Genomic DNA, 26,479 nt, shown 5'->3' with positions numbered 1-26,479 from the left:
TATGGCTTCAAATTATTTAGCAAGACTTTCCTCTGGAGATAGAGAGAAATTAATTAATGACTTATGGACAATCCAAAATGGTAAATGTTTTATAAGTGAAGATGCAATTGATAAAATCTTGCATAAAGACTTACTTGATATTGACCATGTCATTCCATCAAAAATGGGTGGAAAAGACGACCCAAGTAATTTTGCACTAACATTTGCATCAGCAAATAGATCAAAACAAGCGTCTGACTTAAAATTAGCTAGAATTCTTCATCGATTCAAAAAAATTCAAGATAACTTAAAAGAAAATGAAGATAGAAGTCCAAATTTGAATGACATATTAAAAACTAAGCAAGGTTCTAAATATAAATTAACTTTTAAAATTGAAGACAATCATATTCTTTATTCTTTAGCTCAAAGTGGAAATAACTCAGTTGTTAAAGCTCCAATTTATAAAGATAAATTAAGTGGTTTAGATTATTTTTTTGCAGTACTGCCTATTGAATATGTTTTTCACGATGATAAACTAAACCCTAGATCTATTGGAAGTAATATTTCAAAATTAATAGATGAGTTTTATCAAGGTAATCCACAATTACATATTTCTTTAGGATGGATAGATATTAACAATACTTCAGATGCCTACGTAAAAATATTTGATGGTCAACATAAAGCAGCAGCTCAAGTTATATTGGATGTTAAAGAAATCCCTGTACGTATTTTTATAAACCCGAATGAAGACTTAATAATCTTAACAAATTTTAGAGCAGGAACTGTATTAAAACAAGTTGCATTTGACAAATCAATACAAAGACATCTTGGAAATACATTGTTTTTTGACAGGGTTAAAAGATACCAAAGTGAATTGACTCTAGAAGAAGATAATTTTAATTTTTCAGAGAGAGAACTTGTAAATTATTTCAAAGGTGAATCACGAGAATTAAAAAGATACATTCTAGATTCAGTTCGAGATGGTGTAACGAGAAATTCAGAAAATAAACTGATGGAATATGTTGATTTAGGTGGTCGTGCAAAGGAAAAACCTATGTCATATAGTTCTATAGAAAAAACATTTTATTCATTTTTCATATATCAAGATTTATTAGACACTCCCATTTCTTTTAAACTCGAAGAAGGAACCAATCCAAGAAGTCTTGAGAAATCACAAATTGTAAAATTGATGAATATCATAGCGGAGGAAATTTTTATAGGAAAATTTGATTTTGAAATTGGTACTGCTCAATTAGAAAGTAAAATTCAAAAAAATGAAATTTTACCAGAAGAACATATGAGAGCTTATCGTATGGCAAAAGAAGAAATTCTATACAATTGGTTAAAATATTTAAGTCAGATCATACAAACGCATTTCATATCATTAGGACATCCTGTTGATGAAAGAAAACTATTTCAGTATGAGTTTTCTGATACTTTGTGGAATAATATTCGAAACTATGTTGTAAATCTTTCTGAATTGCCTCTTTGGACTAATAATGAATTGTCAAACACTGTATTTGGTGGAAAACAAAACAATCAATTTTGGCAAACAATATTTTCGACAGGCTCTACACCACAAGGTTATAGAGTTCTGGTCAATCCATTAAATTTAAATCAATTACAAATTTCAAAAGTATAAAGATGGATGAATTAGATTTATTTGAACAACAAGTAATAAAGTCTTTAGAAAGAGTTGAAGATTCATACTATAAAACGACTTATCATAATATTCAAACTTTTCGAGATGCTTTTGCATATAGATTAGGGAGAATAAATAATAATAACTTTGAAAGATATGGTGAAAGAGTTTTCTGTTATGAATTTTATCATCAATTGAGAGTGCTGATTGATGAAGTTCGTCAAGATAATCCAACTTTTCTTGAAGGAACAAAATTGCAAGCAGAAGTACATAAAATGCAAATTATTGAATTAAATCAAAAACTTGGTTTAAATCCTTTAAGTGGTGAATTTGCTCCTGATTTACTTATGCATTCTCCCGGAAACGCTAATTCCCATCCTTTTGCTATTGAAGTTAAATGTGAACATAATATTAGTGGTGAAAAAATATTTAAGGATTTAGAAAAGCTGAATGAATTTGTAACACGCTATAATTACCAAAGAGCATTATTTATTGCAATAAATGTAGACAACAATCTAATTCAATCAAGAATTGATGAACTTCAAGATAGAATAAATCAACTAGAAGGAAAAAATAATATAAAAATAATAAGTAAAGAAAATCAACAAGCCCAACATCATATTTGGCAATTATAATTATGAGTAACATACCCTCCATCCTAAAATCCATACAAACCATAATGTGGCAAGACACTGGTCTAAACGGTGATGCCCAACGTATAGAACAACTCGGTTGGATGTTGTTTTTAAAAATATTTTCGGATAAAGACAAAGAATTAGAATTACTAGACGACAATTATACGTCGCCTATTCCTGATGAATTTCATTGGGTGAAGGAAAAAGGCAATTGGGCAGGCGATGATGAAGGGATGACAGGCGATGAATTGCTAGAGTTTGTAGATAGAAAATTGTTTCCTGCGTTGCGTAATATTGACGTAAGTTCAGGCAACCGCCGTGCTTTGATTGTACGTGAGGTGTTTGAAGGGAACAACAACTACATGAAAAGTGGTATCAACATTCGTAAGGTGTTGAACAAGTTGAATGAAATTGACTTCAACATTGCCAAAGACCGTCATGCTTTTGGGGAATTGTACGAAACTATCTTAAAAGGCCTACAAAGCGCAGGTAAAAGTGGGGAGTTTTACACGCCTCGTGCCATTACGAGTTTTATTACCGAAATGATTAACCCTCAATTAGGTGAAAAAATACTAGACCCCGCTTGTGGAACCGGTGGATATTTAACCTGTGCCATTGAGCATTTAAAAGCACAAGCCAACAGCGTAGAAGAGCGCAAAAGTATAGCTGAAAATGTAATGGGTTGGGAATACAAACCGCTACCGTATTTATTAGCGACGACCAACTTGATTTTACACGATATGGAAGTGCCAAACATCCGTTTTGGTGATGCCTTAGACCAACCACTGTCTAACTTTACCGAAAAACACCGTGTAAACGCTATTTTAGCCAACCCACCGTTTGGAGGTATTGTAGCCAATAACAACGAAAACAACTTCCCGCAGAATTTTAGAACCAAAGAAAGTGCCGACTTGTTCCTGATTTTAATGATTCATTTATTAAAACAAGGCGGAAGAGCCGGTATTGTATTACCTGATGGCTCCTTAACAGGTGATGGTGTAAAACAACGCGTGCGTCAAAAGTTATTGGAAGAATGTAACTTACACACCATTATCCGTTTGCCCAACTCCGTGTTTCAACCCTATGCTACCGTAGCGACCAATTTGTTGTTTTTTACCAAAGGTACCCCTACCAAGGAAGTATGGTACTACGAACACCGTTTGCCTGAAGGACAAAAAGCCTACAACAAAACCAAACCGATACAAGCGAAAGAGTTTAACCCCATAAAAACCTGGTGGAACGACCGTAAAGAAAGTGATATTGCTTGGAAAATAGATATCCAAACCATCATTGACCGTAATTACGATTTAGATATTAAAAACCCTACGAAGCAAGAAGAAGTACACGAATACAATAGTGCAGAATTAATGGAACTATTACACACTTCTTTTGCAAAAAGCAATGCACTATTAAACCAATTAAAAGAAGCGGTGAAATGAGTTTAATGAGAATTGATGATTTATTTCATTTTGAAAAGGGAAGTTTACAAAGTTCAAAATGCACTGAAGGCGAATTTGATTTTATAACTGCTTCATCTGAATGGAAAACGCATAACGAATACACACATGATTGTGAGGCATTGGTCTTTGCAGCAGCAGCTTCTGGTTCATTAGGTAGAACGCATTATGTGAATGGTAAATTCATAGCAAGTGATTTGTGTTTTATAATTACTCCCAAAAATCAAAATGAATTGCCAATTGATTTAAAGTTTTACCATATGATTTTTAACGAGTTTAAAGATGATATTGTAAAGAATACTAAAGCAGGAACTTCTAAAGAAGCAATTGGTTTAAAAGCTTTTGGAAATTATAAATTGCCATACTTTGATATTGATAAACAAGTTGAAGCTAAAATTCAATTTGTTAATATGCAAGAATCTAAAGTCGAATTGAATATAGAACTAAACCACCAACTCGACCTAATAAAGCAACTGCGTCAGGCTTTTTTGCGTGAAGCGATGCAAGGTAAACTTTGTCATGCTGAACTCGTTTCAGCATCTCAAGAGAGCGGTCTCGACTTGTTAACCAAAATAAAAGCCGAGAAAGCACAATTAATAGCTGAGAAAAAGCTAAAAAAAGAAAAAGAATTACCACCGATTACAGAAGATGAAATTCCTTTTGAAATTCCTGAGCATTGGGCTTGGTGTAGAGGTAATGATTTAGCAAATTATATTGACCCACAACCAAGTCATCGAACTCCACCAGAAAGTAAAGATGGTATTCCTTATGTTGCGATGAGTGATATTAAAAAAGACGGTACGATTGATTTTACTTCTACTCGAAAAGTCTCTTTAAGTGTTTTGGAAGAACATAAAAATAGATATGTGCTTGAAGATGGAGATTTTATTTTTGGTAAAATAGGAACTCTAGGGAAACCAGTATTGTTACCAAAACCTTTTGAATATACTTTATCTGCAAATGTCATTTTAATACAAGCTAACAGAAAAATTATTAGAGCTGATTATTTATATTATTTCTTAGGAAGTCCAATTGCTGAAAAAGAATTATTAGATAAAAAGAGCACTACATCATATCCAGTTTTTGGTATGGCTAAAGCTAGAAATATGATTATACCTCTCCCACCACTTCACGAACAAGAACAAATCGTAGCCAAGTTAGAAGAGTTAATGGCGTTTTGTGATGGATTAGAGCAAAACATCAAAGAAAGTCAAGGGTATAATGAAAAGTTGTTGCAACAGGTATTGCGAGAGGCGTTGCAGGGGAACGAGGTAGAAGTTTAAAAAATAATTACAATGGATTTAAACGAATATTACGAAGAACAGCGAAAAAGAGTTAGAAAAATATATAATGGTAAAAAACATTTTAGTTACAATAATAGAGATGCTTTTGCTAATTGGTATGTTGAGCAATTAAAAAAGTATGAGTGCAGATGTTATTATTGTGAAACATCAATACATGATATTAAAAGATTAATTGATGCTAAGGTTTTAAAAACCAGAGCTGTTAGAGGTAATGGAAGTAGAGGGTCTGTATTAGAGATAGATAAGGATAATATATATTCTAAAGACACTTGTGTTTTAGCTTGTTATTACTGTAATAATGATAAGAGTTATACGCTAGAAAAAGAAGATTATAAGATATATTTTGGTGAGAATAGAAAAAAGTATTTTAAAAAGTTGTTGGAAAGTTTGTAAATATAAAGTCTTATATTTTTTCAATAAAAATCATTTACCTGAATTTGATGATTTAATTATCCTTTCGAGGTTTTTAAAAACAACTGAGTTAACAAAAATTGTTGAACGAAAAATAACTTCTATTGGAGGATATCAAACTTCTTTTTGGCCAAATTTTAGAGTTTCAGGTTTTTATAGAACCAGAACTCATAATCAGCTAAAAGGCAACTTAAGGGAGGGTGTTTTACAGGAGTTTAGTCATGAAGGTGAATTTTGGAATCCACCTGCTAAATTTACACCAATAGGAAGGTGCAATGACGCTGGAGAAAGTTTACTCTATTGTTCAACTAGTTGGGAAACTGCTATTATTGAATCCAGGCCAAAAGTTGGAGACTTTATTTCAGTTACAAGTTTTAATTTAAAAGATAAAGAAAAATTCCCATTTGTTGAAAATGGTTCAAGAATAAATCATATTGGAATTCAATATTTATCTCAAATTAATGATTTGAAAGAAAATAATATGTTTGCTAACTATGATTTTGAAAACAGAAGTAGTGAGTTTAAAAAGTTAGATGTTTTTTTAGATGATTTATTTCATTTAAAAACAAATGATAAAAACAAGTTTGTTTACAAATTGAGTGTAGCTGTTACCAAATGTATGATGAAAAATATACAAATGGGAGAAGCTCTTAAGCAAATGCATGGTATGATTTATTCCAGTATTGAAAGGGATAAAAAAAATTACAATCTAGTATTTAGACCAAATCATGCAAGAATGATGTTTTCAATTTATGAAATTCAAACTTTTGAAATTTTAGAAATTGATAATAATAGAATCAGACTTAAATTAAAAAGAATTGGTAAAACATACGGTACAAAAAATCATCCTTTAGATAATTTTAATATTCTATGGGAAGAATTAATTGAAAAAAATCAATTAGAAGAAACAATCAATTACTCATAAATAATGCTAGAAATCAGAAGAAATCGGTTTGCAAAACCTTATGAAAATGAGTTTTTTAGAATTTTTTCTAAAAAGCTTAGCGATGCATTTGAAAAATTAGGCATTCATGGTGTGCTACTGGGAAGTCCTGTTTGTACCTTACGAAATGATTTGCAACTCGATGCGCTTCTAATTACTGAAACTGGCATTGTAATTATAGATTTTAAAAATTATGCAGGAATTATTCGACTTCCAGAAAAAGAAGAAGATTTTGCAAAAAAGAAATGGTTGAATGTTTCTAAAAATGGTAGTACAATAGAAATTAATAAACACAGTCATAATCCATTTGCGCAAACGTTCAAACAAAAGGAAAAATTTGATGAAATTTTAATCAATGTAATAAAACCCAAAATACTTTCAGATGAAAATATAGCCACTAGAGATACCTATCCAATGGTTTGTTTTCAACAAGAGATTACTATTGAAGGTAGAATTCCTGGAAATTTTCAACGCATATTTCATATTACCTCACCTTCAACCATAATTAGTAAGTTAACTGATTTACTTTATGTGGCTCCTAATGAATGGAATGGAGCTGTTAAAGGGTATAAACTCAGTCAAAATACCTTTGACAATTTAAAAGCTGTTTTTAGAGCTGATGCTTACAATCCTTTTGAGGAGTTAAGTATGTTTGAAGAATTTGAAAAAATTGATTTTCTAGATTATGTTGAAGAAGCCCTCTTCATAGAACAACAGTTTGAATTCAATAAAGCAACTATTGATGATTTTATAGATTCGGATATTGAAATTTTGCAAGTTAATTGCGATGCTACTCCTACAAAAATTCCTTTTGTTTCTAAAATTGTTTCTTACTATTTAGAGAAAAACAAGTTAGCAGAAGAAGAGAAAGGGAAAATTTATTTTTTAGCTCCAACGAATAAGCATGTTGCCGATTTAAATCGTGATGGTGCAGATTTTCAACTCCAATCTCTGTACTCTAGATTATATGATTTTGAAAATACTACGATTGAGTTAATGGACAATGCTATTAACGAACGTGAAACCTTTCCTTTATTGTCTAACAATGATCCTGAAGAATCTTTATACATTATTTTTAATGCACATTTAGTATACAACTTTGAAGGAAATGAAGAAGATTTGGTTAAGTTTGGTTCTGGTAGTTTATGTAATGATACTTTAACCTTTATAAATGCAAAGGCTAGGAAAAATAAAATTATTCTACTTAATGATAGCAATTTCTATGGTTTTCGAGCAGAAACCATAACCAGTAATACGATTTTAATTGAAAACAACTTATCATATATAGAAATTTCTCTTGACTGTAATCCGTTATCTTCTAACGAAAAAACAATTGCAACAATCGAGAAAAAAATAAATAGCGGGATATTTAATGAACTGTATTGGAATTCTAATCCCAACATAAAAACGCTTAAAGAAGAACATTTTAAAGCGCTTTTAAAGAGTCGTACTATTAATAATCAGTTACATAAAACCCATATTTTAACCCGTGAAAAGCATGAGTCTGAAGCAACTAATTCATGGGTAAGGGCTATTCTTAAAAACTCAGGCAAAATTAGCCAAAGAGATGTAGTCTGGATAAAAAATAAAATAATGTTACCCGAAGTAACGGACCCATTTTCAATTCCAAAGTTTGCATTATCTGGTGATATGGGTGAAATAATTGAAGTGAGCAATCGCTTCACCTTCAAATCAGACAAATACAAATTTATACCCATAGAAATTTCCTTGTGCAAAATTCGCTTGCATGATTATGACACCATTAAAGATATTTATCTCTATGATTACCCTAATAATGAATTAGCAAAAATGAATGCAAGGGGTAATATTAAGCTAGAAATAAAAAATCATATTCAAATTAGATTGCGTGAATTGGTAGATGATTATCTAAAATCAAATGAAATTAGTATCAAAGATGTTCTCCAACCAAAACATTTTGAACAATATGAAAATGAATTACATATTATAAAAAGTACATTCATTATAAATGATGAAGAAAAGCTAAATAAAGAGATTAATACACTTAATGCTAAATGGAAAATCAACAAGAAAAAAGAAAATTATGCAAGAATAGAACTTCATAAAAATATTCACTCCGAGTATTTCATCTTAAACGAATTTGCTTTTTATGAACTTGGCTGGTCACTTCCTGTTAAAAATGCTTATGGCTATCTATTTGAAGACACTTTTTTAACTGAATTTGTATTACCTGAGCAAAATGCCAAAAGAGTGCATCAGTATCTTTATTCAGCGTTGAGTTGTACCCATAATTTGTATTTGCATAATTTATCAGAGTTTTCACCACTAATAGGTTTAGGCTTTAGTAATATTATTATACCCGATGAAAGAGTAGAAAATAATAACAACACAATACTTTTTACGCTTACTGAAGGTTTTGAAAATGAATTTACAAATGAGTTTAAACAAAAGTTTGAATTTGAAAATAAACCGATTTCATTATTGAAATTTTGCGAATTCATTTCAAATAAAATAAGTGCTCATGATAAGTTGAAACTAGTTAATGTTAGTCATTTTAATTTTCAAGAACGTTATCTTTTTGAGTTAGAGGGTAATCATTTAACTGTCAATTTTTCCTATAACAATAAGAATGAATTTAAGTTAATGGCTAATCAAACCATTAGTGATGAGGTTTTAAATCTATTTACTTCCGAAAATATGACTAAAGAACCCTATCATTTTATTAATGATGGTTCTTGGCAAAGTAAATTATTTATTGAAATTCAAGAGAAGTTACTTGAAAAAGAAGCTTTTATTTATGAGTTTAATCATCATGATTGGTTGTTTGATTTTAAAGTTATCCTTGATTCTGAAATTACTCGTTTGCAATTCAATTACAATGGTGATGGGTTTGTTACAAGATTACATATAGTTTCTACTACAAACAAAGTAGCGACAGAAAAGATTTTACAAATTTTAAAAGAGTTAGTAAGATAATGAAAAGGGATTTAGAACAACAAGCAAGAATGTTAAAGGATTCCAATCCATTAGAAGCTGTAAAAATTTATCATGAAATTTGGAAGGATTATAATGACGAATTTAATGGTTGGGATGCCCTTTTTACCATTCAAACGCTAAGAAAAATTGAATGTTCCAATACAGATATTGATTGGGCGTTTGAACTAGGAGAAAAATTTCCTGAAGAGAAAGTGACTAATGTTTTAGGTTGGCTTGTTTTTGATAAACTTGTAAAACATACTAATAAGCAAGAACTTATAAGTAATGAGGCTAAAATACTTAAAATGGCTCAAATTGTCCCTCAAAAGAATTTAAGAGAGGATGAAAGTTATCCATGTCCAGTAACAATTTCATTATTTAAATTAGCTAAAAATTACAGTAAATCTTTTAATAAAAATAAAGTAGAACAAATTTTAGAATTAATTAATCCAGATTTTTTATCACTTAAAGAGGGTACAAATAATGAAGATTCAGAGGATAGCTATTCTTCAGATTTTGAAAAATTTATTTCATTAAATACTAAGTTGTTATTAAAATTAGAAAAATTTAATGAATGTATTAATTGGTGTGAGATTGGTTTAAATAAAATTGAAAGTTTTCATGGTAATAATGACACTTGGTTAAAAATGCGAATAGCTCTTTCTGAAGATAAATTGGGAAATCATGAAAAAGGGGAAGATTTATTGCAAGAAATCTTAAAAAGTAAAGCAGGTAGTGATAAGTGGTTTTTATACCGTGATATTTCAGAAATTTATTTTGAACAGAAGGAATATAATAAGGCTTGGAAGTTAGCTGTTGAAGCTACATACTATGGTAATGAACCTCATTTTTTAATTGGTTTATTTTTGTTGCAAGCTAAAATATTATTCAAACTTAATCGAGTTAATGATGGTAAACTATTAGCTGAACTGATTGCTGCTATTATTACAGAAAATAAATGGGGTGAGAAACGAGAATACATAAGACTTTTTGATTTTTATAAAATAAATATTCAAGAAGTTGATTCAGTCGCAAATTTGTTTTCTAAAGCTCAAACTTTTTGGAATAATGAACGATATGGAAATATTCCAATTTCAAATGGTAGGATTATTTTAGTTCACAAAAACGGTAAAATGGGTAGGATAAAAGATGAACTTGGTATAGTAATAGATTTTCATAAGAAAGATTTAAAAAAGAAGTTACGTAGCGTTGAAAATCTTAAAGGTTCACAAGTTAAATTTTATTGTATTAAATCAGTTTCGGGAGTACTAAGAGCGGAATCTATTGAAGTAATTTCAGTTGATAATGTCATAAACAAATTGGATTCTATTGGAAAACAATTCAAAGGTCAAGTTAAAAATATTACTGATTTTGGTGTATTCATAAAAATTGAAGGAATGAGTGATGGTTTGTTACACAAAAAAAATTTTAAGGATTTAAACTTTAAGGATTTTAAAGTTGGTATGTTTATCAATGTCAAAATAATTAATGTTACTGACAAAGGGATTAGTTTAGAAGTAGTCTGATAATATTTTATTAGACCCCGGATAAAGCGGATTACTTCATCAGTTCGCTACGTTCGAATGTGATTTACGCCATAAAGCTTTACATCCAATCAAGCACTCCCCTTTTTTCTCATTGTTATCCTCAGTTGAAATTTGAGGAGTAAAGGGTGAAAATAGAGTACATAAAAAAATCGACAACTATTTCTCCATTTTGATTTATTGAGTATATTGTAAGAAAATAAAACAATCCAAGAAAGCGCTTCACTATGTTGATGAATCTACATAATTTAGGGTTACCAAAGGGAAAAGAATGGATAAAAAGTTTTCGCAATGTCTAACTTTTTAAACCTATCCCCTCACCGCTCAAAGGGCCTTCATGCACCCATTTTCAAGAATGCACTCCAACTGAAAAAAGATGCAATCACTCTTGCGGAGTCTAATGCTTCCTACAGTACTGCGAATTCGTTGCTGATTTTAAGTTCTGAGGAAGTGATCAAGGCGATACTCGTTTTACTGCATTCGGAAGGCTATCATGTGTATCGAATTGATGGCGCGAAAAAATTTTTCACCAATCATAAAATTAGACATGAGTTGGCCAAATTGATTGAGGTAATCAAAGCAATTTTAGAGAGTCTAAATGCACTGGTCAGTGAGATTCACGCTACTAATGCTACCGGTAAAAATCAGTTTTGGATGAACTTATTCAATGGAATTCATAAAGTACTTTCTGTTGTAGGACCTATTGCGATTTCAGCCCAACGAATAAACGAACTAGAACAATTCGATGACTATAAAAACAGGGGTTTTTATGTCGATTTCGATCAGGAAATAAGCATTCCTGAAAACCAATTTAATTTGTCCTCTTTTCAAAAAAACAGTGAAATAGTAGCGCGGATTTTTAAAACGTACAGGATTTTACAATTACTGCATAGCCCCCAATTTTTAAAAAGAACGGGGAATCAAGAAATCAAAGAATCGATGCGTAGTAAAATAAATGAGGAGCTTAAAAATTTTTCAATTAAAGAAATCTTGTAGGGTATGTTTCTATTGAGTATTACAATTTTTATGGATGAACGGTTTCCCGATAGTACGGATTTAGTTCGTCAGTTCGCAGGGCTCGAGAGTAATCTGAGTAATCGTGGTTTTCTTTAGCAGGGATTATAAATTCGTGCTATCGAGCTTACTCTTAAAAAAACATATTGGCCCATATCAATTATTCACAAACTAATCTCTAGCAATACATAAAATAATCAATTCATGAAACTAAGAGTTGCCACATCAATAGACGAGTATTTAAAAATAGTAATTGACATTCAAAATGAAAACAATCATGAATTGTGGTTTAGAGGTCAAAGTAATGCCGCTTATTATTTATTACCTTCTCTGTTCAGAGAAAAAAAAATAATCGGATTAGATCATAGCGGGGCAATACATAATTACAATTATCGAAAATCGGATGCAATAATGAAATCTGATTTTGCAGCATTAGATAAATTTATAGTGGCTTATGACAATTTAATGCGCCCATCACAACAACTTAATAAAATTGATTATTTGTATTTAATGCAACACTATGATATCCCTACTAGATTGTTGGATTTTACAAGAAACAAATTAATCGCACTCTATTTTTCGCTCTCAAAAGAAACAAAATCAAATGTAAACATCGATGATGAAATATCAGATTTCATGGATGAAAGCAGTAATTTTACTAATGATTACACTCCAAAAGGGTACTCTCACTTTGGTTCTAGTATTTATATCATTTCTCCACATTACACCAACCTGAAATCAAATGATCAAGAAATTGTGTTTGACTTAGCTTTAAATGATTTTGGCACACTAAAAAAGATTGATCTACCAATATGCATACAAACCCATTTTAACGATCCACGATTGATTGCTCAAGAAGGTGTTTTTGTTTTTTTTGGCAAACTTTACAACAGTTATGAGTATTATAATGTGCTTGAAGAAAATACTTATAAAATTTTTATTCCAAATACAGTTAGAAAGCAAATGTTTGAAGAACTTAAATCAAAGTTTAAAATAACACATTCAAAAGTATTTCCTGATATGAAAGGAATCGCATTAGAAATTAATGATGAGATTAATGAAAAATATAAAAAGGATTGCGCAAAAATCTTTACTAGTTAAAGTCGTACTATACAACACCCCATCCTCATGAAAACCTTATACCTCCTGGTCCTACTTTCCCTAGTTTCTTGCCGGTATTCCGAAAAGCCGATACAATCCATCCGTTCCGGATTTGTAGAAGAACCCGGAAGGTATTTTATGTTCAAGAATTTCAACTATTTGCATCTCAAAGAATGTGTCGATGGTTCGCTGTTCTTTGGCATTACCAATCGCAAAGGGAAGTTAGTGTACCAACAAAGTATGAACCGGATGTTCAGCAACTACCACTATTGGAGTTTGTATGTCGATAAGGAGGGTAACATTTGGACGTACAATTCGGATTTGAGCACCACTGAAGTTGTAGTGTTTGATGCCGAAACCCAACAGTATACCGTAACCGATTATTGTACTACAAAACTCCCATTGCCCAAGGAATTCGAAAAAGAAATGAAAACCCATAATGCATTGAAGAATTGTGCATCACTCCGTTAAAATTATTTGACTATTAAGAATAAGGTTTTGGATTATGTGATGCTTCCTTACGTCAGCATGACAAAGGAAGATGAAATTATTATAGTGTTACAAACTCAAAAAAAAGCGACAATACAAATGCCCTACAAAATCCACGTGCTCCTTGTTACTTTCCTCCTATTTGCTTTTATGGGCTGTGCCGATAATGACAAAAAAGAAGTCAAGACAACAATCGAATCAATGGACAAACCTGCTCCGAAAAAAGATACCTTGACTGTATTGGAAGAAGAATACACGGACAGTACTACCATTGGGGTAAAAGGCAGGAATAAACTCGAATTGAAAAAATTCAGGAATGCCGACAGTGTGTATGTTGCCATCTGCTTTTTTGAGAAAAGAAAAAACCAATGGAAACCCGTACAGCGTCTTCATTTTCTAAAAGACGGTATAACGGGTTGTGACGTTGCTTTTTCTGATTTCAATAATGATGGTTATAATGACTTTACATTTAAGTCTTCAGTAGCTGCAAGAGGAGCTAATGAAATACGGAAATTGTTCATTTTTGACAAAAAAAGCGGTAAACTGGTATTTCTCAAAAACTCGGAACAGTTCCCTAACATACGATACAACAAAATTTTGGACTGCATCGACGGTTTCAGGGTGTATGGTGGTAGCCAAACCGCATTTGCTAAAATTGAGGGAGATTCTTTAAGAGAGTTTGCTAATGTTGAAGTGTATGAGGACAGAATCATCGTCAATACGATTGACAAAAACGGTAAGAAAAAAAATATCAAAAACGAGAAGTATGAGAAAGGCAGCTATATCCGTTTTGAAAACTTCGCTCCTCCTCAGGAACTTCAGGAAGAATATTAAAATGGTGAATGTCTATCCATAAAACCCCACTCTATCTCCTCTTTTTACCATGCGTTTCCAATTAACAAGATTACCTTATCTATTCTCATCCACCCAAAGAGGAGTAGTATAATATACACTATCGCTCCATTTGGTATTCACGAAAGTAAAGTAGGTATCCATACTCTTTATCAATGATAGTAACTCGTCATAAGGAATATTGTCAATATTGATACCCATACTCTCTTTATTCGTTGCTATTTTAGTATAAACTACACCTTTCTTGTATTCGTATTTAAAGACTCTATGTTTTCTTTCTAATAACGATATTGAATAAATGGGCATCAATTTATCATCCAATACATACAAGGAATTCGGTCGTAGGCTATTTCTGATTAACTCTGGTCCTGCTGAAACAATTGCGAGTCTCATGTCTTTTTCTTTATCAAAAAAAAGCCTCACTTTGTTATTATTATAAACGACTTCATATCTTTTATCCGAAAACACCACTTTGTAGTCTTTCAACTCTTCATTTCCGAAATCGTTAAATAAATGATTTTTACATCTGTAGTTATCTTTTACAAGTTGGTTAATATCTATCAGGTAATTCATTGCAATATTTCTATTCGGACAATTGCTATTGCAACTGATTAAAAAGCAGAATACAAAAAAATATTTTATCATTATTTGATTTTTTTAGAATTGATTTCTTTGGAAACCCTTCGCTGTCGTGAATTCCCTGCCCTTGCTTCCAACCCCAAGATACCACAAAAAATTGTATTATTAAATTTTTGACTCGAGCCGGAAGTTATACCAGCGTCCCGAAACCCAACAGTATACCGTAACCGATTATTGCAAAACCCAACTCGCATTGCCCAAAGAATTCGAAAAGGAAATGCAATCCCATAATGCCTTGGACAATTGTGCATCCGTTCGTTGAAATTATTTGACTATTAAAAATAAGGTTTTGGATTATGTGATGCTTCCTATCGTCAGCAGGACAACAAGAAAGTTATTTTACTATCTTTACCTTAAACACCTACTTCAATTATGAAAAAAATAGTCGCCCTACTTTTTTTTAGCATTGCTACCGTAGCGATGGCGCAAACCCACCGCAAAGCCTTCACACTAGAGATTGCTGCCGATGCAACCCATCAGTACGGCGCCAACATCCCGGAAAGTCCGTACTTTGTGAAAGAAAAGATCCTACAATTGTACTGTGGTGAAAAGCTATTCGTGGAATGTGAAACCAATGGAGATACCATTACCGCTATGCAAGTGGTGCCGGAAAACAAGCATCCCGAAAAAACCATCGAAATCGATTTCACCCAGAATGCCGAAGACCGAACCAGTATCGGAACCACGCTATCGGTTAAGAATCCGTTTCAAAAAAGGCTGAAATACAGCGCTGTGATGTTCACTCCTATCGAACAAACGTGGACTTCCACGAGTATCATTCCGGTGTATCCCGGTTTGATGGGACTGGAAATGTGGCCACACGCCATTGTTACCATGGTCTTGGAAAATTGGGAATTGGTGAAGTAATTTCAAAAACACAATAGTTTTAGACCACTTCCCTTTTTACTCACTTCGTGAATGCGCAACGATTGTATCTAAGCAATAGACTACGCTATTCCAAAAAAAATCCGTTCAAAGTACCAGACCCTGAACGGATTTTAGAAAAAAAAAAACGATTTTATTCAATCACTACCTTTTTGGTGATCACGGCTCCGTCGGCACAACGTACTCTTAGGGTATAGATGCCCGGTTTGTGTTGCGCGTTCAAAGGAATGCTTATCAATTGGGTAGCGTTCTTTCCTATAGCCAATTTATGGGTGTTGCCTAGAAAATCCACTAGCTGAGCATCGGCTACTTTTCTCTCGCCCACTGTCAATTGTAGGGTGGCTCCTGCCGCTACCGGATTCGGATACAAAACGATATCTTCTGTGGTTGCTGATGCGGAAGTTCGGCTTTCCTTGGTTTTTTCTTCGATCATATATTCTTCAATGGCATAGTCCGGAGACCCATCGGCCAATAAACCTTGTACAACTACACGGAAGGCTTTGCGGGTTTCGTTCCATGGCATGCAATCGTTCCAAATACCGTGTTTGATGTAATACCAATGATTGACTACCAAATTGGCAGAGAAGGTGGCGCTGGCATTCGAACAACACTGATCCGGATTCCCGCTTACGTTGGTATTCCCGGTAGTAGAACCGTTGGGTGCTTCAAAAATCGACCAATGATGGTTGACCAACACAGGGTTGCTATGCGCTGCCGCCGTAACGGTAACGGTTCCGTTCAGGTTGGCACTTGGCGCCATGTTGAAATTGGTGGTATAGTTGGCCCACATTGCCGTTTGTGGTAACGCGGTACGTTGTTCGGTCCAATTCACACAGTTCCCGAAAACACCATGCTTGATGTAGTAGTTTTTGGTATGGCTCAATCCGGTGAATGTTACCGTTGTCCCCGATTGAATCCCTCCTACCTGAGCGATCGTAGCTGCATCCGAAACAGCTCCCGGTGCATTGGTTTCCATTAATGCCCACCATTGGTTCAAACCCGGTGCCGTAGCACTTGCCGTAGCGGTTACCGTTATAGTGCCGTTGGCAGCACAAGAACTGTTAAAGGTAAAGGCAGCGGATGCCGAATTGTTGGTTACGCGGAACACTTTTGTACTTTCTACCCACGATACACAAGGTGTTGATGCGGTAGCCAGTTTTACTTGGTATTCAAAACCACTGGCAAAGGCATAACTTTGTGCCGCAAATAGGTTGGACAAATTCAATACTCCTACTTGTCCTGCAGACCAGCCGTTTGCACCCAATTGTGCTTGCCATTGAAAAGCGGAAGAGGAACCGATGGGTCTTCTCCAAACATCAATATAGTACTGATTTTCCCCAAAGGAAGCGGTACCATTCATGAAAATGGATTCCCCATCACAAAAATCGGTTGTTGCTACACCATTTGCATTTTGAAATTGAAACACCGAAGTTACCGGAGGGATCACCACCACATTGTCGACTTCCATTTGAATTTGTGCCGAACCGTTGGCACCCGAATTTGCAGTCATTAAAGGATAAAACCACAATTGGGTTTGGTTACTTGTAGGTGAAAAACTCACCGTTACCGTCCGCCATCCCGTACCGGCATTGGCCACCGTACTGCTCCAAATGGACTGTGAACTTGAAGGTGTTGGAATTGCAGTACTTGTTCCTCCCGAAATTCCAGAGGCTGCACGTACATTTAAAGTGGAACCCAGAACTGTCGCATTCGGATTACTAATGTTCGTAGTAGCGCGAACATCAAACGTTACTTGATAAACTCTTCCAGCCTGAAAATTGTAATTGGTCACAATACCTTCCCCAGTATTCGAATGTGACCATAACCAAGCCCAGGTATTGGTTCCCACCGTGCCATAAACCGATGGTGTACCGTGACTCGCAGTCCACCCATTGACACAATTATTGGCAACATTGTAACCATTCCCGGTACAGGTACTGGTTAAAGCTCCGTTCGGAACGCACTGTGCGCTTACGAATCCCCAAAAAAGCAATAGTGCTTTTGTAAACATAATTTTTTTCATAGTACTTTTTTTTAAGTAGTTTGTTTGTTATTGTTGAGTACAAAGATGGGTAGGAACTGTATCGTATTTATTAGGATTATTCCTATAAATTGCCAAGGTTTACACCCCAAAATCATCACTATATTAGGTTAGTTCCTACAACCGGATTTTAGGGATGTTGTTCAATTTGGAGTACGACTGAAGGCTGAAAGCAACAAACCAATACACTATACTCGCCGGTTTCAGTTGCGAAGTAGGCACTGCTTTGGGTCGGGCACTTCCAATACAGTTCCACAAAGCAGAATAATCAGTCGAATTCTCCTAATCTCACTTGATTTTCAATACCTTTGTACGTATCCTAAGCTTCCTCTCATGAAAATCGCGCACCTTTTTCTAATACTGTTGGTAATCGGCACGGCTGCGGCCCAAAAAAAAGAAACCATTAGTGTTCCGGAAGGTGTGGTTTACCACTACTGTGATCCTAAAATAATCGAACAGGCCAAACAGCGGATTCAGGAAGGTTTGTCGAGCAACGGATCGGCACTATTGCAAGACCATTTGATTGTTGGTCCGGTATTGTGGATGCGCTTCAAAGACCATCCCGAGATTCAAAAGATTGAAAACGGCAAGGTTACGTTTCATGTCAACGATTTGGAAATCGAAGGCAAAATGTGCCAGAGTGTAAAGGATTCCGAAATCATCTGGAACGAATTGCGTAAGGAAGTAGCGGGCGACTTTCAGATTCGCAAAGCTACACCATCGGAATTGCAGTACTACTGGTCGGTCATTTCCTTTGATATTGAGGAACCCTTACTGATTGTCGAAACCCGAGACCACAATTATATTTTGAATTTGTTACCCAATGACCTGAAATTGATGTGGCTGGACGAAGCACCCTGGAAAGCGAGTACGCAAGCCAAAAAGGAACACATCTATCAAAACGGTGTGGAAATTAGTGCGGTTCCCAAAGGCAAAAAGGAAACCAAACTGGAAAAAGTGATTTTACTGAGTTCGGATGAGGTGCTGTTGGAAAACACGTCGGTGGAAGATTTGAATCGGATTATGGCCAAAATCAATACGATATTCGAAGATTTGTTTCTAAAATCGAACAAATCAGGAAAAATTATCGTCGAATTCGATATGGGCAAAACCCACAATGATATCTTGTTTGCCATCAAAGACGATTTGGATTTGAAACTGATGAAAAAATTTGAGAAACGGGTGATGAACGAAACCTATCCCTTCTCGAAAAACGATCCGATCAAATTCCAATTGCTTTTCAAAATAAACGCTTTTAACGAAACTGAATGAAGCCTAACCCTTTCAGGGTTTAAAACCCTGTAAGGGTTAGGCAATGGATCGCCATCCTTTAAGATTTGAAACTAGATCCAATATCAAAACACAAAAAAAGTGTAAATTAGCACCTATACTAGCCATGATTAAAGTAATAAACAATGCCACACCTAAAACAACCTCTAGAATATGGTCATTTTTACCATATCTACAATCGGGGCAACAACAGTGCAACCCTTTTTTTTGAAACCGAAAATTATAATTATTTTCTCAGATTGTATTCAAAGTACATAGATCCCATCGCAGAGACCTATGCTTGGTGTCTACTAAAAAACCATTTTCACATTTTAGTTCGTATCAAAGACAAAGAGGAAATAGAAAAATATACCACAAATGAAAACGATGGAAACAATTTCAAAATAAAACAACCATCTAGGCAATTTGGTCATTTGTTCAATGCATACACACAGGCTATCAATAAAAAATACGGTAGAACAGGATGCCTGTTTGAAGGAACATTCGAAAGAAAATTAGTCGATTCCGAAAGCTATTTCCAAAAACTACTGTTTTACATCCATAACAATCCTGTACACCATGGATTAGTTACAAGTATTGTAGATTACCCTTGGAGTTCTTATTCAACAATTATTTCGAAAAAGCCAACAAAATTAAATAGAGAAACTGTTTTAAAAACCTATGACGGTTTAGAAAACTTTATCTTTTTTCATCAACAAGAACAAGATCTTACAGCCATCGAAAATATAATTATCGAATGAAGCCTAACCCATTCAGGGTTTAAAACCCTGTAAGGGTTAGGCATTCAAAAAAACTTAAAAAACAAATCTTTTCTTTTTGAATTAAAATTTACATTTGCCCTCCCTAAAAAGTGAAAATATGAGTGCAACGTGGTATGAATGCAAAGTAAAATTCAGAAAAATTGACGAAAATGGTATCCAAAAGGTAACTACCGAACCGTATTTGGTGGATGCGTTATCCTATACGGAAGCGGAATCTAGAATTACTCAGGAAATGATGAGTTATATTAGTGAGGAGTTCAAGATAACCAACATCAAGGTAGCCAATTACAATGAGATTCATCCGTTTGAAAATGCCGACCGTTGGTTCCGTTCTAAAGTGGCCTTAACCGCTTATGATGAGGAAAGTGGCAAAGAACGTAAAACGAATATTTATTTGCTGGTACAGGCGAATGATGTGAAAGAGGCTTTTGACAATACAATGTTTGCCATGAAAAACACCATGGGCGATTATACGATTCCGGCCATTTCGGAGTCTCCGATTATGGATGTTTTCCCGTACTTCAGCGGTGAGGAAGACGGATTGGAACAAATTGAAAAATTCAACGCATTGAAAGCTTCCAAACCGGTGGTTTCTGAGGTGGAAGATCACATGGAATTTGATGCGGAAGTGGTAGCTGAATATCAGGAATAGGTCTATTTCAAATTCCATTATACAATGTGGCGATTTCGTTTTAGAATGAAATCGCCACATTTTTTTTTTTACTTTCTCGAATACTTCCACCAACCGATGTTGAACTAACATACAGCACTTTGTATTCAAATTCCTACCCACTTCGGAGTACGGGCAAAAAAAAATGTTGACTTACGTCCAACCTTTTCAAAAAAAATCAACTCTATATAAGAACAAGGTTTCCCCACCTTGAACATCCAACCAAAAAAAATAGTAAAACCAACTCCCATGAGTGCAAAGATGACCATCGATATCTGGACTGACCTTATGTGTCCGTTCTGTTTCATCGGGAAAAAAAACCTCGATAGCGCACTGCTGCAATTTTACGATCGCGACAGTCTGGCTATCGAATGGCACAGTTATCTTTTAGCGCCCGATTTTCACCCCAGATCGAAAAAAAATGGACCTAAAATTTTATCCGAATACAAAGGGGTTTCCTTAGACAAGGCCAAAGCAATGAGTGTGTATGTTACTCAAATGGCTGAACAAGCCGGTATACAGTTCGACTTGGATCGTTTGCAATGGGCCGATACCCTTCAGGCACATCGTTTACTGCAATGGTCGAAACCTTTAGGCTCTGCCTATTCGCTTGAACAACGTTTGTTTGAAGCGGTGTTCTGCTATGGAGAAAATATTGGCGATGTCCGAACTCTGCTTCGAATTGTGGAAGAAATCGGACTTCCGGTACAAGATGCGTTTTCGGTTTTAAAAGGCAACGACTTTACCGATGCCGTAAAAAAAGACATGAGGCACTCGCTAACCATTGGAATGCGTAGCCTGCCATTTTTTCTAGTAGATAATAAATTTACTTTTAGCGGAGCGGCACAACCTACCGATTTTCTGCAAATCATTAGCGATAACTATACCGAATGGAGAAACGACAATCCTCCGTTCTTTTCCAGTACTGGTACAGATGGACCTTTATCGTCGTAATTGGTACTCTATTTTAAAAAACGAGCTGACAATTTTTTCTTTTACTATATTTGCGAACGCTAGGATTTCTTTATGCTAGTCTTACAATTGTCCCCCATTCTATAATTATGCAACAGTTCAAAATTGATCCCGATCGTTACCCTGAAATCCATACAAAAATGCGCAACCAATTGCTCCTTATAATGGGGTTGAGTTCTTGTATTGCCCTAGTGATTTTATACATCAATAGGGACAATCAGAACGACAACTTCCTTTTCTACGTACTTCCGTTAGTAGTCATGGGGTATACTTTCATCAACAGTATTACTAAAAATCTAAAAAAACAGAAAGAAGCGCTATTGAGTTATGTTCTTACGGTAGATGCCGATTATGTTTTGAGGGAGCAAAAAGATACCCCAGCAATCCGAATCCCAAAATCGGAAATTCAAGAAATTATCAAATATTCCAATGGAAGTTTTGTAATTAAAGGTACATCAACTGCACAGTCGATTGTTGTGGTTACACAAATCGAAAAGAAAGAACTCGTTGCACAATTGCTGGCGGAATTGCATCCTCTTAGCGAAAAAAAACAGTTGCCTTTTATGGAACGCTACGGTATGCGACTTTCCTTTTTAATCATGGCAATGATGTTGGGTGTATATGCCTGTGACGACAAGGCTATCGTTAGTATTTGTGGTGCGGTACTGTTAGTCGTTAATGGCTACGCTTTTTACCAAATACAACGAAATCAAAATCTTAGTCCAAAAGTGAGAACTGCCTCTTGGTTAATTTTGGTGGTCATGGTTTCTATTGCTGGTGTAATGTTTCTTAAATTGACTAACCGAATGTAAATCGGTACCCTTTGTAGTGTTGAAAGTAATTGGTAAGGCAATCCATAAAAAAACACCCGAACCGAACTGATGAAGTACCTGTCCGGTTGGGTGCTACCCATGCAAAATTGTGTTACTTAAAACTTCTGCATAAAATCATAGATATATCTGTAGTTCTGACCAGTCGTACTCGTATTTAACAAGAACGAAGGATTAGGCAATACACAAGGTGTAATATTGATATTGTTCGAAATAATCCCCATGGAGCTTCCAACGGTCCAACGTTTACCGCAGCATGCATCAAAATGGAATCCCAGTTCTTTCATGGTCCAACTAGGATTTGCCGTTAGATTTTTATACGAATACTTCGCTACATACGGTCCCCCAGCCGTGTTGTACTCAAAAATATCGCCGTAAGTTGGATTGCAAATCAGATTGGTGTTACCGGAAATGGCGTGAAATTTATTCCCCACTACGGTCAATCCATTGTATTGCGGTGTAGGTCCAGCAGGAGCAAAAACACTACATACACCACCTGGAACAGACACTTTCATCAATTGAGAGGTACCTTCTCGTACTGCCACAAACAATCCGGTAGTGCCATAATTTTCGATATCCTGTAACGGAACGGTTGTTGTGGCAACTACGCTCGCACTTCCGGTGGAAATTTGTACTCTCAATAGTCTACTCGGAAAATTGGAATTCACTCCGGTTACTGCCCAAGCAAAATCGGGAACACCGGGCATATCACACAATCCGGTTACCGAACGCACGGGAACTCCTCCTACATTGATCATAGAAACAAAGTTATAGCCTGTCGGACTGGCACATAAATCCACTTTAAAGATCGTTGAGGCAAAACCTGCTGGAACAGGCGAACCACTTGAGCCGGATAACACCAAAGCATACACAGGTGCACAAGGTGCTAAAGCTTGTACCGTTGCTTTCTGGTTTTGCTGTTTTGAACTGCCTTCCTGCTCGATATCGTTCTTCTCACAAGAAACCGTTGCAGCAAGTAGGAAGATGGCACTGACTGCCAACGCAAAATACTTTTTCATAATAGGTTGTTTTTTAGTTTGTTAATAATCAATTAAAGATAATACGCTTTTTCTTACACGCTATGAGGGAAAACCTCCAATTTTGATATGGAAAAACCGTAATTTTCACTATTAAATTGGCTATTACGAAATGTAAAACTGCAACAACAAACCATAAACAACAAACCATAAACAACTAGCCATAAATTTTCCGAACTTTACACCCATAAAACTACTATCGATGATACCTAAAATGACAATTGCTATTTGGTCGGATATGCTATGTCCGTTTTGTTTTATCGGGAAGAAAAATCTCGATATGGCATTGACGGAATTTCCCGAGCGGGATCAAATTAGCATCGAGTGGCACAGCTTTCAACTGGCTCCTGATTTTTATCCGAAGAGCGGAAGAAATGCACACGAAGTATTGGCAGAATATAAAGGGATTACGGTAGAAGAAGCGCGACAAATGAATGCTTATGTGGCTCAAGTGGCATCTCGTTCCGGAATAACATTTGATATGGATCGAATGCAATGGACCAATACGTTTACTGCCCACCGTTTACTGCAGTTTTCGAAACAGTTCCAATTGGATTCCCTTTTGGAGCAACGATTGTTTGAAGCCGTGTTTTGTAACGGTGAAGACATTGGTTCGCTTTCCAAATTGGAAGCCATCGCCCTAGAAGTAGGTTTACCCATTGCCGAAACTCATTCAGTACTTAATAGCACTGCCTATACTGAAGAAGTACGACAAGACATCCGACAATCGCAATCGATGGGTTTACGCGGTGTTCCTTTTTTTCTGATCGATAACAAAATCACTTTTAGTGGTGCACTACAACCAGCCGATTTTCTTCAGGTAATTCGTGAACGTTTTAGTCATTGGAAATCTGAAAATCCGCAACCGCTTTCCTTTGATGGCGAATCATGCAGTCTAGACGGTATTTGTGAATAATACAAAATTGCTTAACCCCATGATTGAACGGTATTCTATCGTATTGCATCCTTCTCCTGAAATTATCAGTACTGTTCAACAAATGAAAGAACAACTGGCGGCTACCATCGGATGGTACAATAGCAAAAATTCGGTGGCGCACATCACACTGAATGAATTTGAGCTACCAGTCACTGAATTCAATGCTATTCAAAACCATCTCTCATCGATTTGCCGCTATCTGACCGCTATTCCAACGCACTTTGACCGATTCGATACTTTTCCTAATGGCGCCTTTTTTCTGGCTCCCCACGATTCCTGTAAAGAGGGACTAAAAACAATAATGAAAGAGTTTCATCAGGAGTTTCGTTACAAAACCGAAATCAAAAGCAGTGAACCCCATATCTCAATCGGACGCCGTCTTTCTCCAGAACAAATTGCCAAGGCCTATGCTCTATTTGCCCCACCCTCCCTCACCTTTTTATGTGATCGTATTGCTTTGAGACGTTTCAATCCAGACCGTAAACAGTTTGATTGCATTGCGGAATTTGTTTTTGGTGGAGAACAAAAGGAGGCTATACAGGGAAAATTATTTTAAAAAACAGACACTTCACTTTGGTTGAACACTATTGAATCGCCAAAAAAAAAGTAGCGGCACAATTTCTTTTGTTTTACTGCGTTAGTACTAACTGATAAAAAAAATAAAAAATCACGCAACCTTTCGTTTTTTTTCTGACTATAGGATAACCTTAAAGCCTAAGTTATGAAAATAATGACTGAAACTTGTTCTTATAAAAGTAGTTTCAAACATCGGAGTCGTACTCTTTATTTCCTATTGTTTTTAATTGGCGGACTGTTTTTCAGTTGCCAGGTTGAACCTTTTGAAGCGGGAACTTCAGCTGGAACGTTGATTACTCAGGACTCCGAATTGTTTGAATTACTGTCGCAAATAAGCACCGACAGTAACGAACCTTTGGATAGAATTACTTGTATTGATTTCATCTACCCGTTCAAAGTTTTTATCTACAATTCAAATCAAGAAATTATCGGAGAAAAGTCGCTCACCGGAGATGATGATTTCAGTTCGTTTTTGGGTGGCTTGCCTGATCATCAAGCGATCAGTATCAGTTATCCCATCCAAACAACTCTGGCTGATGGATCGCTATTCAGCGTAAACAATAATGACGAGTTAAAGGTGGCCATAGAAAGTTGTTCACGCGAAGATATCCTAGTGTATTATTCCGGTTTATTTGGTGGTGGTGCGAGCCCTACAAAATGTGCCTGGACTGTTCCATACACTCGAAACGGCGACAATACCTATGCCGGAGGCGTATTTGAAACCAATAATGACGGTACATTGCGTTTTACTTACAATCACGAGCGGTATTTGGGTACTTGGACATTTTTGTATGTGAACGATGAACTGCACCTCAACATCAATCTTGAAGGAACTTCTGCCGTAGCTACCTATTGGAATATCGATCGTGCAGTTGGCATCAGTAATGACTTTCTGGTAATTTTCAATGAACCGAAAAATAGAATACTTTCCCAAGTTTGCGAAACGACAACCACCTACGCAATTGGCGATGTTGGTCCGGCTGGAGGCATTGTGTTCTATGATAAAGGCTATTACAGCTTCGGTTGGAGGTATATGGAAGCTGCATCAAGCGATTTGGATTTTTTTGAATGGGGTTGCAGTAACACTTCGGTGCCCAATAGCACTTCGGGTGCCCTAGGAGATGGATTCCAAAACAGTATCAATATTGTCAATTTTCATGATAGCTTGGTAGATTATTATACAACTCCTGCTGTCTGCAATCCGCTAAATAATGGTACTGTAGCCGCAAAAGAAGCCTTATACCATATCGCTGCAAGTGAGTTTAAAGATTGGTTTTTACCTTCAGCTGACGAATTGAATACATTGTATACTAATTTACATGCACAACAATTGGGTAATTTTAGTGCTACTTCTTATTGGAGTGCCACCGAAGCCGATAGTGCAACCGCTGTGGTAATCGATTTTTCAACAGGAATTACTAGCACAAGTTCAAAAATTCCAGTGGTGAATACCATAAAGACCCGAGTAATACGCTATTTTTAACCGATTTTTGGTTGTATCCGATGAAACTATCG

The 26,479-nt window shown here is 35.4% G+C and carries 24 protein-coding genes; 21 read left to right on the top strand and 3 right to left on the bottom strand.

The window, feature by feature from the left end:
* The first annotated feature begins 1 nt into the window (after nt 1).
* From ACS8MM_RS01280 to ACS8MM_RS01225, 12 genes are all read left to right on the top strand, one after another.
* A complete protein-coding gene (locus ACS8MM_RS01280) occupies nt 2-1,621 on the top strand; it encodes an HNH endonuclease domain-containing protein (protein ID WP_379712215.1) in 1,620 nt (539 codons plus the stop codon).
* Between the two features lie 2 nt (nt 1,622-1,623).
* The gene (locus ACS8MM_RS01275; RefSeq protein ID WP_379712213.1) at nt 1,624-2,256 is read left to right on the top strand and encodes a hypothetical protein; all 633 of its coding nucleotides are present in this window, start codon (nt 1,624-1,626) and stop codon (nt 2,254-2,256) included.
* A 2-nt stretch (nt 2,257-2,258) separates the two neighbouring features.
* Nucleotides 2,259-3,695, top strand: coding sequence for a class I SAM-dependent DNA methyltransferase (locus ACS8MM_RS01270; RefSeq protein ID WP_379712211.1), 1,437 nt, complete (start codon nt 2,259-2,261; stop codon nt 3,693-3,695).
* Nucleotides 3,692-4,996, top strand: coding sequence for a restriction endonuclease subunit S (locus ACS8MM_RS01265; protein ID WP_379712209.1), 1,305 nt, complete (start codon nt 3,692-3,694; stop codon nt 4,994-4,996). Before ACS8MM_RS01270 ends, ACS8MM_RS01265 begins: the two co-directional genes overlap by 4 nt.
* A gap of 12 nt (nt 4,997-5,008) precedes the next feature.
* Nucleotides 5,009-5,410, top strand: coding sequence for a hypothetical protein (locus ACS8MM_RS01260; protein WP_379712207.1), 402 nt, complete (start codon nt 5,009-5,011; stop codon nt 5,408-5,410).
* The gene (locus ACS8MM_RS01255; RefSeq protein WP_379712205.1) at nt 5,364-6,353 is read left to right on the top strand and encodes an RES family NAD+ phosphorylase; all 990 of its coding nucleotides are present in this window, start codon (nt 5,364-5,366) and stop codon (nt 6,351-6,353) included. The genes ACS8MM_RS01260 and ACS8MM_RS01255 overlap by 47 nt, the downstream gene beginning before the upstream one ends.
* A gap of 3 nt (nt 6,354-6,356) precedes the next feature.
* Complete coding sequence (locus ACS8MM_RS01250; RefSeq protein WP_379712203.1) at nt 6,357-9,326, top strand: nuclease-related domain-containing protein; 2,970 nt, start codon at nt 6,357-6,359, stop codon at nt 9,324-9,326.
* Nucleotides 9,326-10,852, top strand: a complete 1,527-nt coding sequence (locus ACS8MM_RS01245) for a S1 RNA-binding domain-containing protein (protein WP_379712201.1) — start codon at nt 9,326-9,328, stop codon at nt 10,850-10,852. The genes ACS8MM_RS01250 and ACS8MM_RS01245 overlap by 1 nt, the downstream gene beginning before the upstream one ends.
* A 309-nt stretch (nt 10,853-11,161) precedes the next feature.
* Nucleotides 11,162-11,866, top strand: a complete 705-nt coding sequence (locus tag ACS8MM_RS01240) for an AbiV family abortive infection protein (RefSeq protein WP_379712199.1) — start codon at nt 11,162-11,164, stop codon at nt 11,864-11,866.
* Between the two features lie 222 nt (nt 11,867-12,088).
* Entirely contained in the window at nt 12,089-12,985 is an 897-nt protein-coding gene (locus ACS8MM_RS01235) for an FRG domain-containing protein (RefSeq protein WP_379712197.1), read from the top strand.
* 27 nt (nt 12,986-13,012) lie between these two features.
* Complete coding sequence (locus ACS8MM_RS01230) at nt 13,013-13,456, top strand: hypothetical protein (protein ID WP_379712195.1); 444 nt, start codon at nt 13,013-13,015, stop codon at nt 13,454-13,456.
* A 6-nt stretch (nt 13,457-13,462) separates the two neighbouring features.
* Nucleotides 13,463-14,308, top strand: a complete 846-nt coding sequence (locus ACS8MM_RS01225) for an XAC2610-related protein (protein ID WP_379712193.1) — start codon at nt 13,463-13,465, stop codon at nt 14,306-14,308.
* Between the two features lie 75 nt (nt 14,309-14,383).
* On the opposite strand, the gene ACS8MM_RS01220 is transcribed toward ACS8MM_RS01225, so the two are convergent.
* Nucleotides 14,384-14,971: a hypothetical protein gene (locus ACS8MM_RS01220; RefSeq protein WP_379712191.1), complete on the bottom strand. Its 588-nt coding sequence runs from the start codon at nt 14,969-14,971 to the stop codon at nt 14,384-14,386.
* 366 nt (nt 14,972-15,337) lie between these two features.
* Here ACS8MM_RS01220 and ACS8MM_RS01215 point away from each other — a divergent pair, with 366 nt between their 5' ends.
* Nucleotides 15,338-15,832, top strand: coding sequence for a hypothetical protein (locus ACS8MM_RS01215; RefSeq protein WP_379712189.1), 495 nt, complete (start codon nt 15,338-15,340; stop codon nt 15,830-15,832).
* 151 nt (nt 15,833-15,983) lie between these two features.
* Here the strand turns inward: ACS8MM_RS01215 and ACS8MM_RS01210 are convergent, their stop codons facing one another.
* Complete coding sequence (locus ACS8MM_RS01210; protein WP_379712187.1) at nt 15,984-17,873, bottom strand: T9SS type A sorting domain-containing protein; 1,890 nt, start codon at nt 17,871-17,873, stop codon at nt 15,984-15,986.
* A gap of 351 nt (nt 17,874-18,224) precedes the next feature.
* Between ACS8MM_RS01210 and ACS8MM_RS01205 the strand changes: the two genes are divergently transcribed.
* The 5 genes from ACS8MM_RS01205 (at nt 18,225) to ACS8MM_RS01185 (ending at nt 22,396) form a co-directional block, all read left to right on the top strand.
* On the top strand, nt 18,225-19,163 hold the full coding sequence (locus ACS8MM_RS01205) for a hypothetical protein (protein ID WP_379712185.1): 939 nt from the start codon (nt 18,225-18,227) through the stop codon (nt 19,161-19,163).
* A gap of 143 nt (nt 19,164-19,306) precedes the next feature.
* Nucleotides 19,307-19,921, top strand: coding sequence for a transposase (locus tag ACS8MM_RS01200; RefSeq protein WP_379712183.1), 615 nt, complete (start codon nt 19,307-19,309; stop codon nt 19,919-19,921).
* Between the two features lie 118 nt (nt 19,922-20,039).
* Nucleotides 20,040-20,594: a DUF4494 domain-containing protein gene (locus ACS8MM_RS01195; protein WP_379712181.1), complete on the top strand. Its 555-nt coding sequence runs from the start codon at nt 20,040-20,042 to the stop codon at nt 20,592-20,594.
* A 267-nt stretch (nt 20,595-20,861) separates the two neighbouring features.
* The gene (locus ACS8MM_RS01190; RefSeq protein WP_379712179.1) at nt 20,862-21,566 is read left to right on the top strand and encodes a DsbA family oxidoreductase; all 705 of its coding nucleotides are present in this window, start codon (nt 20,862-20,864) and stop codon (nt 21,564-21,566) included.
* Between the two features lie 107 nt (nt 21,567-21,673).
* Nucleotides 21,674-22,396 carry a hypothetical protein gene (locus ACS8MM_RS01185; RefSeq protein WP_379712177.1) on the top strand — a complete coding sequence of 241 codons (723 nt, stop codon included), beginning with the start codon at nt 21,674-21,676 and terminating at the stop codon, nt 22,394-22,396.
* A gap of 116 nt (nt 22,397-22,512) precedes the next feature.
* Here ACS8MM_RS01185 and ACS8MM_RS01180 read toward each other — a convergent pair whose 3' ends face one another.
* Nucleotides 22,513-23,433, bottom strand: coding sequence for a hypothetical protein (locus ACS8MM_RS01180; protein WP_379712175.1), 921 nt, complete (start codon nt 23,431-23,433; stop codon nt 22,513-22,515).
* Nucleotides 23,434-23,653: 220 nt separating this feature from the next.
* On the opposite strand from ACS8MM_RS01180, the gene ACS8MM_RS01175 reads away from it, so the two are divergent.
* The 3 genes from ACS8MM_RS01175 (at nt 23,654) to ACS8MM_RS01165 (ending at nt 26,447) form a co-directional block, all read left to right on the top strand.
* Nucleotides 23,654-24,367, top strand: coding sequence for a DsbA family oxidoreductase (locus ACS8MM_RS01175; protein WP_379712173.1), 714 nt, complete (start codon nt 23,654-23,656; stop codon nt 24,365-24,367).
* A gap of 19 nt (nt 24,368-24,386) precedes the next feature.
* Nucleotides 24,387-24,944: a 2'-5' RNA ligase family protein gene (locus ACS8MM_RS01170; protein WP_379712171.1), complete on the top strand. Its 558-nt coding sequence runs from the start codon at nt 24,387-24,389 to the stop codon at nt 24,942-24,944.
* A 165-nt stretch (nt 24,945-25,109) separates the two neighbouring features.
* A complete protein-coding gene (locus tag ACS8MM_RS01165) occupies nt 25,110-26,447 on the top strand; it encodes a hypothetical protein (protein WP_379712169.1) in 1,338 nt (445 codons plus the stop codon).
* Nucleotides 26,448-26,479: the final 32 nt, after the last annotated feature.

The organism is Flavobacterium sp. MAHUQ-57, from assembly GCF_051908335.1.
In the GTDB taxonomy this organism is placed as follows: domain Bacteria; phylum Bacteroidota; class Bacteroidia; order Flavobacteriales; family Flavobacteriaceae; genus Flavobacterium.
The sequence above is the reverse complement of the archived record's forward strand: the minus strand, read 5'-3'. Positions and strand labels throughout refer to the sequence as shown.